Source organism: Amaricoccus tamworthensis (genome assembly GCF_049800875.1).
Taxonomy (GTDB): domain Bacteria; phylum Pseudomonadota; class Alphaproteobacteria; order Rhodobacterales; family Rhodobacteraceae; genus Amaricoccus; species Amaricoccus tamworthensis.
In genome coordinates this window covers 244,311-259,641 of the sequence record NZ_JBNAFV010000003.1, presented here as the reverse complement: position 1 = coordinate 259,641, position 15,331 = coordinate 244,311, and the positions used below count along the sequence as shown (strand labels likewise).

The 15,331-nt window shown below is 59.2% G+C and carries 17 protein-coding genes; 8 read left to right on the top strand and 9 right to left on the bottom strand.

Annotation, left to right across the window (positions count from 1 at the left end):
* Window positions 1-98 precede the first annotated feature (98 nt).
* Window positions 99-1,118, top strand: coding sequence for a ribose-phosphate pyrophosphokinase (locus ACP15P_RS08570; protein WP_424928053.1), 1,020 nt, complete (start codon window positions 99-101; stop codon window positions 1,116-1,118).
* A gap of 75 nt (window positions 1,119-1,193) precedes the next feature.
* Complete coding sequence (locus tag ACP15P_RS08565) at window positions 1,194-2,195, top strand: LLM class flavin-dependent oxidoreductase (protein ID WP_424928052.1); 1,002 nt, start codon at window positions 1,194-1,196, stop codon at window positions 2,193-2,195.
* A gap of 4 nt (window positions 2,196-2,199) precedes the next feature.
* On the opposite strand, the gene ACP15P_RS08560 is transcribed toward ACP15P_RS08565, so the two are convergent.
* Window positions 2,200-2,799 (bottom strand): TetR/AcrR family transcriptional regulator, encoded by a 600-nt coding sequence (locus tag ACP15P_RS08560; protein ID WP_424928051.1) that lies wholly within the window; start codon window positions 2,797-2,799, stop codon window positions 2,200-2,202.
* A gap of 76 nt (window positions 2,800-2,875) precedes the next feature.
* Here ACP15P_RS08560 and ACP15P_RS08555 point away from each other — a divergent pair, with 76 nt between their 5' ends.
* On the top strand, window positions 2,876-3,499 hold the full coding sequence (locus ACP15P_RS08555) for a DUF2306 domain-containing protein (protein ID WP_424928050.1): 624 nt from the start codon (window positions 2,876-2,878) through the stop codon (window positions 3,497-3,499).
* 47 nt (window positions 3,500-3,546) lie between these two features.
* Here the strand turns inward: ACP15P_RS08555 and serS are convergent, their stop codons facing one another.
* The 6 genes from serS to argB all read right to left on the bottom strand — a co-directional run bounded on the left by serS (window position 3,547) and on the right by argB (window position 9,038).
* The gene (gene serS, locus ACP15P_RS08550) at window positions 3,547-4,839 is read right to left on the bottom strand and encodes a serine--tRNA ligase (protein ID WP_424928049.1); all 1,293 of its coding nucleotides are present in this window, start codon (window positions 4,837-4,839) and stop codon (window positions 3,547-3,549) included.
* Window positions 4,840-4,927: 88 nt separating this feature from the next.
* A complete protein-coding gene (locus ACP15P_RS08545; RefSeq protein ID WP_424928048.1) occupies window positions 4,928-6,130 on the bottom strand; it encodes a BaiN/RdsA family NAD(P)/FAD-dependent oxidoreductase in 1,203 nt (400 codons plus the stop codon).
* Between the two features lie 15 nt (window positions 6,131-6,145).
* Window positions 6,146-6,652: a SixA phosphatase family protein gene (locus ACP15P_RS08540; RefSeq protein WP_424928047.1), complete on the bottom strand. Its 507-nt coding sequence runs from the start codon at window positions 6,650-6,652 to the stop codon at window positions 6,146-6,148.
* Window positions 6,649-7,302: a ferredoxin gene (locus ACP15P_RS08535; RefSeq protein ID WP_424928046.1), complete on the bottom strand. Its 654-nt coding sequence runs from the start codon at window positions 7,300-7,302 to the stop codon at window positions 6,649-6,651. The genes ACP15P_RS08540 and ACP15P_RS08535 overlap by 4 nt, the downstream gene beginning before the upstream one ends.
* The gene (locus tag ACP15P_RS08530) at window positions 7,299-8,093 is read right to left on the bottom strand and encodes a sterol desaturase family protein (protein ID WP_424928045.1); all 795 of its coding nucleotides are present in this window, start codon (window positions 8,091-8,093) and stop codon (window positions 7,299-7,301) included. The genes ACP15P_RS08535 and ACP15P_RS08530 overlap by 4 nt, the downstream gene beginning before the upstream one ends.
* Window positions 8,094-8,138: 45 nt before the next feature.
* A complete protein-coding gene (argB, locus tag ACP15P_RS08525) occupies window positions 8,139-9,038 on the bottom strand; it encodes an acetylglutamate kinase (protein ID WP_424928044.1) in 900 nt (299 codons plus the stop codon).
* A 108-nt stretch (window positions 9,039-9,146) separates the two neighbouring features.
* On the opposite strand from argB, the gene ACP15P_RS08520 reads away from it, so the two are divergent.
* Together ACP15P_RS08520 and ACP15P_RS08515 are read left to right on the top strand one after the other, a co-directional pair.
* The gene (locus ACP15P_RS08520; RefSeq protein WP_424928043.1) at window positions 9,147-9,680 is read left to right on the top strand and encodes an SPOR domain-containing protein; all 534 of its coding nucleotides are present in this window, start codon (window positions 9,147-9,149) and stop codon (window positions 9,678-9,680) included.
* Between the two features lie 2 nt (window positions 9,681-9,682).
* Complete coding sequence (locus tag ACP15P_RS08515; RefSeq protein WP_424928042.1) at window positions 9,683-10,219, top strand: hypothetical protein; 537 nt, start codon at window positions 9,683-9,685, stop codon at window positions 10,217-10,219.
* A gap of 5 nt (window positions 10,220-10,224) precedes the next feature.
* Here the strand turns inward: ACP15P_RS08515 and ACP15P_RS08510 are convergent, their stop codons facing one another.
* Window positions 10,225-11,259 (bottom strand): M42 family metallopeptidase, encoded by a 1,035-nt coding sequence (locus ACP15P_RS08510; RefSeq protein ID WP_424928041.1) that lies wholly within the window; start codon window positions 11,257-11,259, stop codon window positions 10,225-10,227.
* A gap of 59 nt (window positions 11,260-11,318) precedes the next feature.
* On the opposite strand from ACP15P_RS08510, the gene ACP15P_RS08505 reads away from it, so the two are divergent.
* Together ACP15P_RS08505 and ACP15P_RS08500 are read left to right on the top strand one after the other, a co-directional pair.
* Entirely contained in the window at window positions 11,319-11,456 is a 138-nt protein-coding gene (locus ACP15P_RS08505; RefSeq protein WP_424928040.1) for a hypothetical protein, read from the top strand.
* A gap of 47 nt (window positions 11,457-11,503) precedes the next feature.
* Complete coding sequence (locus ACP15P_RS08500) at window positions 11,504-13,528, top strand: M3 family metallopeptidase (protein ID WP_424928039.1); 2,025 nt, start codon at window positions 11,504-11,506, stop codon at window positions 13,526-13,528.
* Here the strand turns inward: ACP15P_RS08500 and ACP15P_RS08495 are convergent, their stop codons facing one another.
* The gene (locus ACP15P_RS08495; protein WP_424928038.1) at window positions 13,529-14,398 is read right to left on the bottom strand and encodes a cation diffusion facilitator family transporter; all 870 of its coding nucleotides are present in this window, start codon (window positions 14,396-14,398) and stop codon (window positions 13,529-13,531) included. It lies immediately after the preceding gene.
* A 441-nt stretch (window positions 14,399-14,839) separates the two neighbouring features.
* Between ACP15P_RS08495 and ACP15P_RS08490 the strand changes: the two genes are divergently transcribed.
* Window positions 14,840-15,259 (top strand): Ros/MucR family transcriptional regulator, encoded by a 420-nt coding sequence (locus tag ACP15P_RS08490; protein ID WP_424928037.1) that lies wholly within the window; start codon window positions 14,840-14,842, stop codon window positions 15,257-15,259.
* Window positions 15,260-15,331 lie beyond the last annotated feature (72 nt).

Sequence of the window (15,331 nt, the reverse complement as noted above, 5' to 3'; positions counted from 1 at the left end):
CAGGCAATGTTCTGGGTATTCAGGGGCTTTGCAAGGCCCGATTCCCCTGATACCCCACCTGGCAACTCCAGAGCGCAACTGCCAAAGGTCCGCCATCCATGCACCAGCTCTTCCGGCCCAAGCTCATCGCGGGAAATTCCAACCAGCCGCTGGCCAAGGGAATAGCCCGGCGCATTTCGATCCACCGGGGCGAACCCGTCTCTTTGGTCGATACGCGGGTGGAAAGGTTCAACGACGCCGAGATCTTCGTTGAGGTCTATGAAAATGTCCGTGGTGAGGACATGTTCATTATTCAGTCGACCTCGAACCCGGCGAATGACAACCTGATGGAACTGCTGATCATGTGCGACGCCCTGCGCCGCTCGTCAGCCTATCGCATCACCGCAGTTATCCCGTATTTCGGCTATGCCCGCCAGGATCGCCGTACAAAGGCCCGTACACCGATCAGCGCGAAACTGGTGGCAAACCTGCTGACCCAGGCCGGCATTGAACGCATTCTGACCATGGATCTGCACGCCGCGCAGATTCAGGGCTTCTTCGATGTTCCGGTGGACAACCTCTACGCCTCTCCGGTTTTCGCGTTGGATATCCGTCACCACTTCAAGGATCTCAAGCGGATAACCGTTGTCTCGCCCGACGTTGGCGGCGTGGCCCGTGCCCGTGAACTTGCCGAGCGTATTGATGCGGACCTTGCCATCGTGGACAAACGCCGCTCCGCACCGGGCGTGGTAGATTCCATGACTGTCATTGGTGAGGTGAAGGACCGCATCTGTATCATCGTTGACGACATTTGCGATACGGCCGGCACTCTGGTGAAGGCCGCCGACCTGCTGAAATCCCAGGGTGCGGCGGAGGTTCATTCCTACATCACCCACGGAGTTCTGTCCGGTCCAGCGGTTGAGCGCGTGACCAAGTCCAGCATGAAGAGCTTGGTGATCACCGATTCGATCCAGCCGACCGAGGCGGTCAAAAAGGCCAAGAACATCCGCATCGTTCCCATGGCGCCTTTCTTCGGGCAGGCCATTCTGAATATCGCCAACGGCACCAGCGTCTCGTCACTCTTCAAGTCCGAAACGCTCGAGCCGATTTATGAGGCCCTGTATCCGACCGCCGAGTAGCGTGTGAAGTTTCCGGGGTCGCAGCCTTGGCCCCGGACCGCGGAATGCATAGGTGCCTCTCAACGGAGGCATTCAATGCAGCATTTTTCATTACTTGACCTGTCCCCCATCCCGGAGGGCGGCACCGCGTCCGACGCATTGTCAAACACGGTCGATCTTGCCCGTGCGGCTGAAGTGGCGGGCTATCACCGCTACTGGCTGGCGGAACATCACAATATGCCTGGCATCGCCAGTGCCGCGACATCCGTTGTGATCGGTCACGTGGCCGGTGCCACGAGGACCATGCGGGTCGGCGCCGGTGGCATCATGCTGCCAAACCATGCGCCCTTGATGATCGCGGAACAGTTCGGGACGCTGGCCACGCTTTACCCCGGACGCATTGATCTTGGTCTGGGCAGGGCTCCGGGAACTGATATGCCGACCGCCCGTGCGCTGCGTCGCAACCTGTCCCAGGAAGACACGTTCCCGCAGGATGTCCAGGAATTGATGGAGTACTTCGGGGATGACCCCGGTCCGGTGCGTGCTGTTCCCGGCACCGGGACGCATGTGCCGGTGTGGATCCTGGGATCGAGCCTCTACGGAGCGCAGTTGGCGGCCTATCTCGGTTTGCCCTACGCGTTTGCGTCGCATTTTGCACCGGCGATGCTGGAGCAGGCCATAACCATGTATCGCACGACATTTCGCCCGTCCAAGACACTGTCGCGGCCGTATCTGATGGTCGCGGCTGGCGTCTGCGCGGCGGAGACCGACGCTGAGGCGAACCGGTTGCGCTCTTCCCAGATCCTCGCGTTTTCGCGCCTGCGAACGGGCAATCCCGGACCGCTGCCAAAACCTGTTGACGACGTGACCGAAGAGGTGCCGCCGATGGTGTTGGAACAGGTCAACCACGCTCTGTCCTGTTCGGCAACAGGGTCAAAGGCGACGGTCAGGGATCAGCTTCGAAGGATTGTCGAGCGGTATCAGCCGGATGAACTGATGGTTACGGGCATGGTTCACGATCATGAGGCGCGGGTGCGGTCGTTTGATATGGCCGCCGAAGTGCTGTCGGATCTGAAAGAACTGGCTCCGGCGGTCTGATTTTTCAGTTTCGACTTTCAGGATCGCGCAATTTCAGATCGGGCAGAATATCGGCGAACGAGGGTCTGCCGCCTGGCAATTTCGCGGGCGAAAAACCGCGACCCCGACCGAGCATCACCAGCCCGTGGATAAGGGACCAGATCATGATCTCGGTGCTGTAGGGTGCGTCGGATACCGGTTCAAACGGGGCACAGGTTTCCACCAGAACGTCAAAGGCCGGAGGTTGCAGACGTGGCGTGTCGGGAAACGTGACCTCGCCGCTGAACATGAGCTGAAGCAGGTCCGGGTTTTCCTCCGCAAACGCTTCGTATCCGTGCGCGATTGCAATCAGGCGGTCGCGGGGATTGCCGCTGGCCTTTTCCCGCGCTTCCACCATGGTTTGCGAGAAATCCTCGAAGCCCTGAAGCGCGATGGCGCCGAGCAGGCCTGACAGGTTGCCGAAATGGTGTTTTGGCGCCGCGTGGGACACGCCAACCCGTGCCGCGCAGGCCCGAAGGCTCAGGCCTGCGCGGCCCTTTTCCCGGATCAGTTCCATGCCGGCTTTCACGAGGGCGCGTCGGAGATCTCCGTGATGATGCGTTTTTTTGTCGGTTGGTGCGGTCATAAGCCCGTTTCTCCAAAAAACTTGACAGTGTCAAGTAAATCCAATATTGACGCTGTCAAGTTATGGAGGTTCGACAATGAAATCCGCGCTGTTCCCCATGCGACTTATGGCTGCGCTCAGTTTTCTGGTGGCGCTGGTTTCCTACAGGTTTGTGGTACTTGGACTGTCGGGAGCGTTCCCGGACATGATCGGGCATATTGATCTGCGCAGGACGGCCTTTGCCGCTCATGTGGTTGCCGCACCGGTGGCGCTGGCGACCGGGGCGATGCAGTTTTTCCCAAAACTTCGGTCGGGCCGCCCCTGGCTGCACCGCTGGAACGGGCGCTTTTACGGATTTGCGGTTCTGGCCGGAGGTGTGGGTGGCCTGGTGCTGTCAGTGGGGGGCGCCGCGGACCGGCCTGTTGCCGCGCTCGGTTTCGGGACGCTTGCCCTGGCTTGGCTGGCAACGACGGCGTTTGGCATATTTCAGGCACGGGCGCGCAACTTCAGCGAACATCGCAAATGGATGATTCGTTCCTTCGCGCTCACATTTGCGGCAGTGACCCTCCGGTTGATGCTGCCGGTTTTCTTTTTCGGGTTCGGAATGACATATGCCGAGGCGTCAAACTGGGTTGCCTGGTTGTGCTGGCTGCCGAACCTGGTGCTTGCTCAATGGCTGATCCGGCGCGGACCGGTGCCGATCCCGCCCAAGCTTGTTTGACGAGGGCGGACGGCGCCATGTCCTGTCGCCCGCCCCGGAGCGTCTGTTCAGATCAGGTTGCCATCCGCGTCAATGCCGGTCTTGCCACCGAGATAGCGGTGTAGCGCCGCAGGCAGCGTGATCGAACCATCCGCCTGCTGGCCATTTTCCAGAACCGCAATCAAACAGCGACCGACCGCAACGCCGGAGCCGTTGAGTGTATGAACGAATTCCGGTTTTGCACCTTCCTCGCGGCGGAAACGGGCGTTCATGCGCCGGGCCTGAAAATCGCCGCAGACGGAGCAGGAACTGATCTCGCGATAGGTGTTCTGTCCGGGCAGCCAGACCTCAATGTCGTGGGTCCGCCGTGATCCGAAACCCATGTCGCCCGTGGCAAGAACCACCGTTCGGAAGGGCAGTTCAAGTGCCTCCAGAATGGCCTGGGCGCATTCCGTCATCCGGTCGAGTTCCGCGCGGCTGTCCTCCGGCCGCGTGATCGAAACCATTTCGACCTTCTCGAACTGATGCTGACGCAGCATCCCGGCTGTATCGCGGCCGGCGCTGCCCGCTTCCGAGCGGAAACACTGGCTGTGCGCGGTCATGCGCATTGGCAGCTGTGCATTCTCGAGGGTCTGGCCCGCTACGAGATTGGTCAGCGTGACCTCGGACGTCGGAATCAGCCACCAGCCATTGGTGGTCTGATAGCTGTCCTCGCCAAATTTTGGCAGCTGTCCGGTGCCGTACATCGCCTCCTCGCGCACGAGCACGGGTGTCCAGACCTCAGTCAGACCATGAGTGTCAACATGGGTGTCGAGCATGAACTGTGCGAGCGCGCGGTGCAGACGGATCATTGCGCCTTTCAAAACCACGAACCGGCTCCCCGAAAGGCGGCCCGCGGCGTCGAAATCGAAACCGGGCTTTGCGCCTGGGATTTCAAAATGCTCCACCGGATCGAAATCGAAATTGCGCGGGTTGCCCCAGCGGTGGATTTCCACGTTGTCGTTTTCGTCCTCACCGTCCGGAACATCATCCATCGGCAGGTTGGGCAGGCCCATGAGCAGCTCGTTCAGCCGTGTGTCCTCGGTCTTTGCCTCTTCCTCCAGGCGGGCGATTTCCGTCTTGCTGTCCTGAACGATGGCACGCAGCCGCTGGAACTCATCCTCGTCCCCACGGGCTTTGGCGGCACCCACCTGCTTTGACGCGGCGTTGCGGTCGGCAAGTGCCTGTTCCGCCGCCCGGATTTTGGACCGGCGCGATTCGTCCAGAGACAGAATTGTTTCGGACATGGGCTGTGCGCCCAGTCGTCTCAAAGCCGCATCGAATGCGTCCGGTGTCTCGCGAATTGCGCGTATATCGTGCATTTTCTGGTCCTCAATTCAGGGTGCCGTGCTTATGCCGTAAAGCATCATGTTTTCAAAGGTTGTTTTTCGGCCAGATCTCTCAGGATTTCTACAGCGCGGCTTGGCACTTTTCAGCGATGGCCGTGCCCGCCGCCCAGCCGGAGGACCAGGCCCACTGGAAGTTGTAACCACCGAGCCAGCCGGTCACATCCACAACCTCTCCGATGAAATAGAGATTGGGGACAGAGGTCGCTTCCATTGTGTTTGAATTGAGCCCCCTCGTGTCGACGCCGCCCAGGGTAACCTCGGCGGTGCGGTAGCCTTCCGAACCCGTGGGCCGGATAACCCAGCGGTTCAGATCGTCCGCAATCACGCGCAAACGGTCGTTGCCGAGGTCGCCGATACGGCCGTGGCCTTCCCCAAGATGTGCGGCCAGGCGGTTGGGCAGATGCCGGGCAAGGACATTCGAAAGCGTCTTGCCTCCTTGGGCCTGCCGGTCGCGACGCAAGAGTTCGAAGGCGTCATGGCCGGGCAGGAGATCGATCTGAACCGGATCGCCTTCGTGCCAATATGAGGAGATCTGCAGAATCGCCGGGCCGGAAAGCCCGCGGTGGGTGAATAAGACCGCTTCTTCAAACGCGGTCCGGCCACTACTGGCACGCGCGTCGAGCGCCACACCGGCTAGTGGTTTGAAACTGTCGAGAAAATCAGGCCCGAATGTGAGAGGCACGAGCCCCGCTGCCGTGGGCACGATATCCAGCCCGAACTTCGTCGCAATCCGGTAACCGAAATCCGTTGCGCCCATTTTGGGAATGGATTTGCCTCCCGTCGCGATCACCAGATGCCGGCAGGTGATTTGCCCCTGTCCCGTGGATACTGCCCAGCCGTCGCCACTGCGCTGCACGTCCTGCACGGGACAGTTCAGGATGAGTTGCGCGCCGGTTTTTTCCATCTCCTGGCGCAGCATGGAGATGATGTCCCTCGCGGAACTGTCGCAAAAAAGCTGGCCGAGTTTCTTCTCGTGGAAGGCAATGCCGTAGTCGCGAACAAGAGCCACAAAATCGTGTTGGGTATACCGGCGCAGCGCCGATTTGGCGAAGTGGCGGTTGCGGGAGATAAAATTGCCTGGCCCACAGTTCAGGTTGGTGAAATTACACCTCCCCCCGCCGGAGATACGGATCTTCTCTCCAGGCGATTTGGCATGATCGATCAGGGCCACGTGGGCGCCGCGTGCCGCCGCATGGGCCGCGCACATCATTCCAGCCGCCCCGGCGCCGATGATCAGGGTGTCACAGGTTTTGGGAGGTTTCATGAAACCCCTGTTGCCCTAACGCGATTTATCGAGCGCCCGCGGATAGATGAAGTCGACAAGAACGCCACTTTCCCAATCGATTTTCGACCAGTTCTTCACATCGAAATCGATGATGGACGTTGCTCCGGTTGGATAACGATGGAACTCCCCGTCTTTGGGATGCTCGGGCAGGGCGCGCTGGGCGAAATCCCCTATCCCAGGCTGATGGGCCAGAAGCAGAACCGTGTCAGCTGTTTGCCCGCGCAGGTGCTCAAGAATTTTTTCCGCGGTGCAGTGGTAGAGTTCCGGTGAATATTCCGCCGGAACCTCGCCGATCTCAGCCGTAATGCCATCCCACGTCTGGCGTGTCCTCTGCGCTGACGAAACCACCGCATTCTGGGGCAGGTGGCCTTTTTTCTTCAGCCAGCGGCCGATCAGGCCGGCACTGCGGACACCACGTTTGTTCAGCGGGCGGTCGATGTCGCGCTGGTCGGGATTGACCCAGCTCGACTTGGCATGTCGTACGAGAATAAGACGTTTCATGTGCCTTCCGTGCCATGAAATGCGGCCATGTGGAAGGCTGATTGTGCGTCCTGCCGTCGATATTGTCCGACCGGACAGGCGCGGCGCACGGCGCAGCCCCTCGACATGCAATCGTGTCCCTCCGGCTGATCGAGCCAGGCGTGGCAGGCCTCAGTGTCATAACCGTCCTCCGTTAATGCCGAAACGGGACAGGCGGTCAGACAGGGCTTCCCGCAGGTGTCGCACGGTCGGACGGGCTCAGCCGGAATGTCGATTTCGTAAGGTAACGCGAGGGCCCCGCGATAGGAGACGAAGAGCCCGTAGCGGTGATGGACAAGGAGCCCGACCGGCGATGACCAGGCTCCGGCCCGTTGTGCCCAGGAAATGAACGGAAGCCAGGGCGGGCCCCCAAAGGGAAAAAGAGCGCTGCCCCCGAGGTTGTCCGCCAGCCCTCCGATGACGCGCAGGGACCATCTGTCCACCGGGTCCGCCTGACCGTCCAGGTATTCCGCCGAGGCGCTAAAGACATCCCAGAATTCACGTCCGTTTGGCCCGAGCATGACCATACTCTTTGAACCCTCTGGAACGGGGTCATCATCCCGCACATGAAAAACGCCGAGCACATCGAGCCCGCTATTGTTCGCGGCTTCCGTAATTTCCGTCAGATTCATTTTGACCGGAACGGCAGCATGAGGGACCAGCCCAAACGGCCCGGCCGGTCATCCTGCCAACGCAGGCCGGTCTTCATCCCTTCATGCCCCTCGCGCGGCTGCGGTATGTAGGTGCGGAACATGCGGTCCCAGATCGAGAGCGAAAATCCGTAATTGCTGTCGTGCTCGTCGCGATGAACCGAGTGGTGAACGCGGTGCATGTCCGGCGTCACCACCACCTGGCGCAGCACCCGGTCCACGCGGTCGGGCAGTTTAATGTTCGAATGATTGAACATGGCCATACCATTGAGCATGATCTCAAAAAGAATGACGGCCAGCGCCGACGCGCCCAAAAGGTAGACAAGCCCGATTTTCAGCAGCATCGACAAAGCGATTTCAATGGGGTGAAACCGGATCGCGCTGGTCACGTCGATATCCACATCCGCATGATGCACCTGATGCAGACGCCAGAGCAGCGGTATCTTGTGCGTTGCCAGATGCTGTGCCCAGATGGCGAGATCCAGGGCGAGCACACAGATCAGAACCTCAACCGCCTGCGGCCAGTCGAGCGCGTTGAACAGCCCCCAGCCGCGCGCCGATGCGTCAAGCGCTGCCCCTACCGCCAGGAGTGGCAGGGCAAAAGCCATCAGGCGGAGCGTCAGGCTGTCCAAAATGACGATGCCCCAGTTTGTGAACCAGCGCCGCGCCCTGGTCTGTTTGCGGGGCCGCCGGGGAGCAAAGGTCTCCACCGATGCCAGAATGACAAACAGTCCCAGAAACACACCCAGACGAATGACAGCTTCGTTTTCCATCCTGTCAAAGTCCCCAAGAACGGGGCCAGGTCAATACACGCGGGTTCAACTTCCCCTGATCAGGGTCCCGGCGCCATGTTCCGTAAACAGCTCCAGCAGCGTGGCATGGGGCGTGCGCCCGTCCAAAATCACCACCGCCCGAACACCACCCTCAATGGCGGCGAGTGCGGTTTGGGTCTTGGGAATCATGCCGCCGGAAATCACACCGGTTGAGGTGAGGGTCCGCACGTCATCCGCCGTGAGGTGTGTCAGGACATTCCCATCGGAATCCTTCACACCCGCCACATCCGTCAGCAGCAGGAACCGCGCGGCCTTGAGCCCGGCGGCAATTGCACCGGCGGCGGTGTCGCCATTGACGTTATAGGTCTCACCCTCGCGCCCCATCCCTATCGGCGCGACCACGGGGATGAAGTCGGAATGCAGAAATTCCTCAAGGATACCCGGGTTGATCTCTACCGGTTTGCCAACAAAACCGAGGTCGATGCCAACCTCCTTGCCGTCGCGGATATCGGTGCGGATGTCCTTTTCGCAGATCATCAGGTTCGCATCCTTTCCGGACAGGCCGACACCCTGGCCGCCCTCGTCATTGATGGCCTGAACTATGCGTTTATTGACCCGGCCGGACAGAACCATCTCGGCAATCTCCACAACCCGCTCATCGGAGACGCGTTTGCCGTCGATGAATTCCGACTTGATGTTCAGCCGTTCCAGCATGTCATTGATCATCGGCCCGCCGCCGTGAACGACAATCGGATGGATATTGCACTGTTTCATCAGGACAATGTCCCGGGCGAAGTTGCTGAGCGTATCGTCGTCCTTCATGGCGTTGCCGCCGAATTTCACGACAATCGTTTCGCCGTCATAGCGCTGCAGGTAGGGCAGGGCTTCCGCCAGTGTTTTGGCCGTCGCCACATTTGTTTCCCAGTCCGACCCGGATTTTTCCATACCGTTCCCCAAATTCATGTTCTGTGCCGATGCCGTTATTGCGAGTTGCCCTTGCAGCGATGAGGCGGAATACTACTCCCGTGACATCAGGACAAGGAGGCCTGAGCCATGAAGAGCAGCGTAATACCGTCCGTTATGGTCTGTATTGGACTTGGAGCCTGCACCGTGACACCCGGCGGAGAGGGCGGGCCACCGCCTCCGGCGGGTACGGGCGGCTGCGAGTTTCTGTTCCGGAACTACGATCTGGTCGAGGACACCATGTCCACGCCATCGGGTTTTCGCGATCGCATGACCGTGCAGCCGGAACTGGCCTTTGAGGCGAACCGTCTGCGCCAGGCCGGTTGCCTGACGAATGCGGATGATCTGGCCGGTGCGGCTTCGCTTCCCGACCCGGCGCCTGTTAGCGGCGCCACCCCCATCAGTCCAATCAGCGTGCATGCCGGTGTCGTGACCGACATGGCGGTGGATGATCAGGCCAAACAGTTTTTCATCGATCGCGGCATCCGCGCCCGCTCCGTCGGCGCTGCCGGGCTTGGCCGCCGAATTTACCTCGGACCTTTCGACACGCGTGAGGAACTGGACCAGGCCATGGATCTCGCCCGGCAGGCCGGCTTTGTCGCCCCCTATCCGGCAAGGTTCTGACCATGAAACGGAATGCCTGTTTTCTTGCTGCCTTGGCCGCCATTCTTATCGGATGCAGCTACTCCCGTCCGTTCCGTGATCCGGAAGTGTGCCTGGCCAATTTCGAGCGGCTGGAACGGATCGGACGTTCTACCGCCCAGCTTCGGTTCGATTACGCATCCGAATCGTGGGAGCACCCACCACAACTTTCGCGTCAGATCCAAAAAACCGTCACTGAGGGGTGTATCACGCGGTTTGAGGACCTTGTGCTGCCCGATCAGCTGGAGGAAATTCAGGACGGTTTCGCCATCCGGAATGATGAGCGCAGTATACCGCCGACCGCCATTCAGGCCGGTGTGGTCAATGGCCTTGAAACATCGGCAAAAGCCAAGACCATATTCCTGACACTTGGCTACGGCGTTCGGACGGAAGGTGTCATGCAACTGGGACGGCGGGTTTTCATCGGTCCGTTTACGTCGCAGGGCGCTTTGGACCAAGCGCTGGGTGTTGCCCGCGAGGTCGGTTTCATCAGTCCCTATGTCACACGGACCCGGTTTTAGCCGTGTCAGCTCTGCTTGAGATAGGCGACTAGGATGTCCCTTGCGGCCTCCAGATCGGATTTGTGGATCATCTCGGTAACCGTATGAATGTAACGGGTGCCGACCACAATCCCGATGGCCCGGGCTCCCGCGGCCGACTGCTGGGCCGCGGCGCCGTCCTGTCCGCCCGCGCGAAGCATGGTGCGCTGGAAAGGGATGTTCTTTTTGAGCGCGAGTGCCTCAAATTCCTTAACCAGTTCGCGGTCCGCGATGAAGGAACTGTCGCGCACGTGCAGGCCAAAACCCTCGCCCTGTTTCGTCGTCCGGTCCTGTTCCGGTACGCCGGGCGTGTCGCAGGCGAGCGTCGTGTCCACCCCGATGCCGATATCCGGGCGAATGGCAAAGGATGAGGTGCGCGCGCCGCGCAGCCCAACCTCTTCCTGACATGTAAAGGCCACGTGGATTTCGCTTGTGTGCTTGGTTTTGCCAAGGCCGCGTATGGCCTCGATGCCCAGCCAGCAGGCGATACGGTTGTCGAGCGCTTTGCTGACGATTTTGTCGCCAATTTCGATGAAGGGCTCGTCCATGACCACCATGTCACCGACCTTCACCACGTCACGGGTTTTATCCCCGAGGCCCACATCCACGAAGAACTGTGTAACCTCCGGAACCTTCTTGCGGTCTTCGGGGGAGGCGATGTGAACGGGTGGTCCACCGGGGTTCATCACGCCTTTTATGTCACCGGTATCGGTGCAGACCATGACCCTTCTCGAAAACAGGTTGCGCGGATCAAAGCCGCCAACGGGGTTGAGATAGATGAACCCCTGTTCCGATACATGGCTGACGAGAAAACCGATCTCATCCATATGGCACAGAAGCATGATTTTGGTCGGATCGTCACCTTTTCTGGCGTTTCGTTTGCATAGAAGGGACCCCATCGGGTCGGTCCGGACCTCGTCGAACAGCCCATCCACCTCTCGCGTGATAATGTCCCGTATCCGGTCCTCATTTCCCGGTACGCCAGGGGTTTCGCAAAGTTCTTTCAGCAGGTCCAAATTCATGATCGACTCCCGATTAATGAATCGAGGATGAACCCTCGGAATTGCGCGGGCAAGAGAATATGTCCCCATATCTGGAGGCGGAGCCGGTTTTTGGCGGTTTTCAGCTTCAGCTTGCGGCTTTTGCGATTATTGCGCCGCGTCGTTACGGATTAAAAGCAGTGACGGAACTGGACTTTTTGATCTCCACGACCAAATAACTCCAACGCTATCAAATTCGGCAGACATCTAACCCGAGAGGACACACATGGCCAATCCGCTTCTGGAAGACTGGGACACACCGTTTGGTATCCCACCATTTGACCGGATCTCGAACGCGGATTTTCGTCCAGCCTTCGATGTGGCCATCGCCGAAGCGGAAAAGAACATCGATGCCATCGCTGAAAATCCCGATGCTCCAACCTTCGGGAACACGATTGAGGCACTTGAGCGTTCTGAAAAGCTCCTCGACCGGGTTGCGTCGGTATTTTTCAATCTATCAGGCTCGAATTCCAATGACGAGATCGAAGCTCTGCAGCGTGAACTGAGCCCCGAGCTTGCGTCATTTGGCTCCAAAATCATGATGAACCGGGCACTGTTTGCCCGCGTCGATGACCTCTTCCAAAAGCGCACGGAGCTTGGCCTGTCGGATGAACAGGTGCGGGTCCTTGAACTCTACCACAGGATGTTTGTCCGTTCCGGAGCGAAGCTCGAGGGGCAGAACCGCGAGAGGCTTGCGGCTGTGCTGGAGCGACTGGCTTCCCTTGGCACATCGTTTTCGCAGAACGTCCTGGCCGATGAGAAATCCTGGCACATGGAACTGTCCGAAGACGACCTCGCTGGGCTCCCGGCTTCGCTTGTGGCGAACGCCGCGCAGGCCGCATCCGACCGTGGCATTGATGGCCATGTGATAACGCTGTCGCGCAGTCTCATCGTGCCGTTCCTGCAAAACTCCCCGAACCGCGAGTTGCGCCGTAAAGCCTTCGAGGCCTGGGTGGCCCGTGGAGCGAATGGCGGTGAAACCGACAACCTCGCCATCGTGACCGAGACACTTAAACTGCGGCAGGAGCGTGCGGAACTGCTTGGTTACGGCAATTTTTCCGAGTTCAAACTTGAAAACCAGATGGCGAAAACCCCGGATGGGGTGCGCGATCTTTTGATGGCGGTCTGGCCGAAGGCACGGGCCCAGGCGTTGGCCGATGCGGAAAAACTTGAGGAGCGTCTGCACGCGGATGGCGTCAATGACGCGCTGGCGGCCTGGGACTGGCGCTACTACTCCGCGAAACGCCAAAAGGAGGAGCACGACCTCGACGAGGATGAGGTCAAGCCATATCTCCAACTCGACAACATGATCGCTGCCGTGTTTGACGTGGCCAACAGATTGTTTGGCCTGTCGTTCGAACCGCTGGACGTGCCCCTCTATCACCCGGATGCCCGCGCCTGGGAGGTCCGTAAAGGCTCCACTCACATGGGCGTGTTCATTGGCGACTACTTCGCCCGGTCGTCCAAACGCTCTGGGGCCTGGTGTTCGTCTTTCCGCAGCCAAAGCCGCCTGGATGAGGACGTGCGCCCAATAGCGGTCAATGTCTGCAATTTCGCCAAGGCGCCCGCTGGTTCGCCCGACCTGCTCACGTTTGACGACGCGCGGACGCTCTTCCATGAGTTTGGTCACGCGCTGCATGTACTGCTCTCCGACGTGACCTATCCGTTTATTTCCGGCACAAGCGTAGCGCGCGATTTCGTGGAGTTGCCGAGCCAGCTCTACGAGCACTGGTTGGAAGCGCCGGAAGTCCTCAACACCCACGCTCGACATGCCGCGACGGGAGAGCCGATGCCGAAGGACCTGCTCGACCGCCTCCTGGCAGCCGGCAACTACGACCAGGGTTTCGCGACGGTGGAGTATGTGTCCTCCGCGCTTGTGGATCTTGATTTCCATTCGCGGCCGTTTGACGGGGAGCCAATGGCGACGCAGGAGAAGATTCTGGCCGATCTGGGAATGCCGGAGGCCATTGTCATGCGCCATGCCACGCCGCATTTTCAGCATGTATTCTCCGGTGACGGGTATTCGTCGGGATATTACTCCTACATGTGGTCGGAGGTTATGGACGCGGACGCGTTTGCAGCCTTTCGGGAAACCGGCGATGTCTTTGACGCGGACACGGCGGAAAAGCTCGAACGCAACATCTACAGCGCTGGCGGCTCCCGCGAAGCCGATGAACTCTATATGGATTTCCGTGGCAAGATGCCTGGAGTGGAGGCTCTTCTGAAGCAGCGTGGCCTGACCGGCGCCTGATCAGGGTGTCACGGGATCCTTATGAATGATCACATCGGCCTGGGGCATGGCGTCGAGGATGCCATGCTTTACGGAGGCGCTTATGGCATGGGCCTCGTTCAGGCTGAGAGCCCCGTCGAGCTCCAGGTGGAGCTGTACAAAGACCCGTGATCCGGATGTCCGTGTCTTAAGATCGTGGAACCCGAGCACATTGGGATGAGCCTCGATCACGTTCTGGATCGTTTCAATGTCGTCGATGTCGGCCCGCCGGTCCATCAGGGAATGCCAAGCGGCGACCCCGATGCGGCGGGCATTCAACAGAAGGAAAATTGCCGCCGCCAGGGCAATGACGGGGTCAAGCCAATCGATCCCGAACAGGCTCGATGCGGCTAGAGCGATCATTGCGCCAATGGCGGGCACGAGATCGGACAGGTAGTGCAGTCGGTCAGCCGCCACAATCTTCGACCCGGTCTCCCCCGCAACCTTGCCCTGCCAGGTGATCAGCAGGGCCGTCGCCAGGATGGAAATGGCCATTACGACGATCCCGGTGCTCTCCGCGACAAGCGAGCGGGGAGAGAAAAAACCGAGCCATCCCTGCCATGCAATATACCCTGCCACGGCCATCACGAGTATCGACTGCGCCAGAGCGATCAGGTCCTCAATCGACGTGTGACCAAACCGGTGATCATCGTCGGGAGGTTTGGCGGCATACAAAATTCCGACAAGACCGTTCAGCGAGATCATCAGGTCCATGAGGGAATCGGCCAGTGACGCGCCAATCGACAGCGATCCGGTGGTTTTTACCGCCCAGTACTTCACCAGTACTAGAAAGAGCGCCGTGCCTATGGAGGCCAGCCCGGCCGTCATGTTGAGTCGGTGTTGCGGTGACATGCGTAATTTGTGACCGTTCAGCGATACTTGTGGGTGGTTGTGCCGTTTGCCTGGTGATTTGTTAACCATTTAAGCTTTGAAATCCTGCTTTGACAGCAATTCTGGAAAACTACCAGCAAATATCCGCCTATATTATTCAGGGACTTTATCGTGGGTGGAAATCGGGCTTATCGTAACCATGGGTTGTGCATTTAAAGGTTTAAAGGGAGTGTGCGTGATTTATGCCCTCCTTTCGCCTGTGTAACGGTAACCGCGTTGTGACTGTATAAGATAAAATGCGTCTTAATAAGTTGCGTATTGTACTTGCCATTCCCGCAGCGGGAAAATAAATAACAGCTATGGCTCCAGTTGATCGCACGAGTTTATTGACTGGTTGTAATGCCGTTTCCAAAACCAGATGACCGAATGGGCCGGGGACCGGCCGGGTCAACAAGAGGCGTGATGAGCGAAGAAAATAACATAGAACGTGGCGAAGTACTGGCGCTGACCGCGGAGATTGTTTCTGCCCATGTGGGCAACAACGCGGTGGTGCAGGGCGACGTCCCCGATCTTATCGAGGCCGTGTTCGGCAAACTGTCCGAACTGGCTTGCGGTGAAGAGGAAAAGGCAGTGGAGCTGACCCCGTCGGTTCCGGTGCGCAAATCGGTCACTGACGATTACATTATTTGTCTTGAGGATGGCAAAAAGCTGAAAATGCTGAAGCGCCACCTGATGACGGCCTATGGCATGACGCCGGAGGATTACCGGAGCAAGTGGGGTCTGAAACCCGACTATCCGATGGTTGCTCCAAACTACGCTGCCAAGCGTCAGGAACTGGCCAAAAAGATTGGACTGGGCCGCAAGCCGCGCGCCAAGTCCTGACCACTGCTTGCGCGGCACTGCCCGCAGCGTTAATTGAGGTGCGCGGCCGCTGGGTCCGCGCACTTTTTGCTT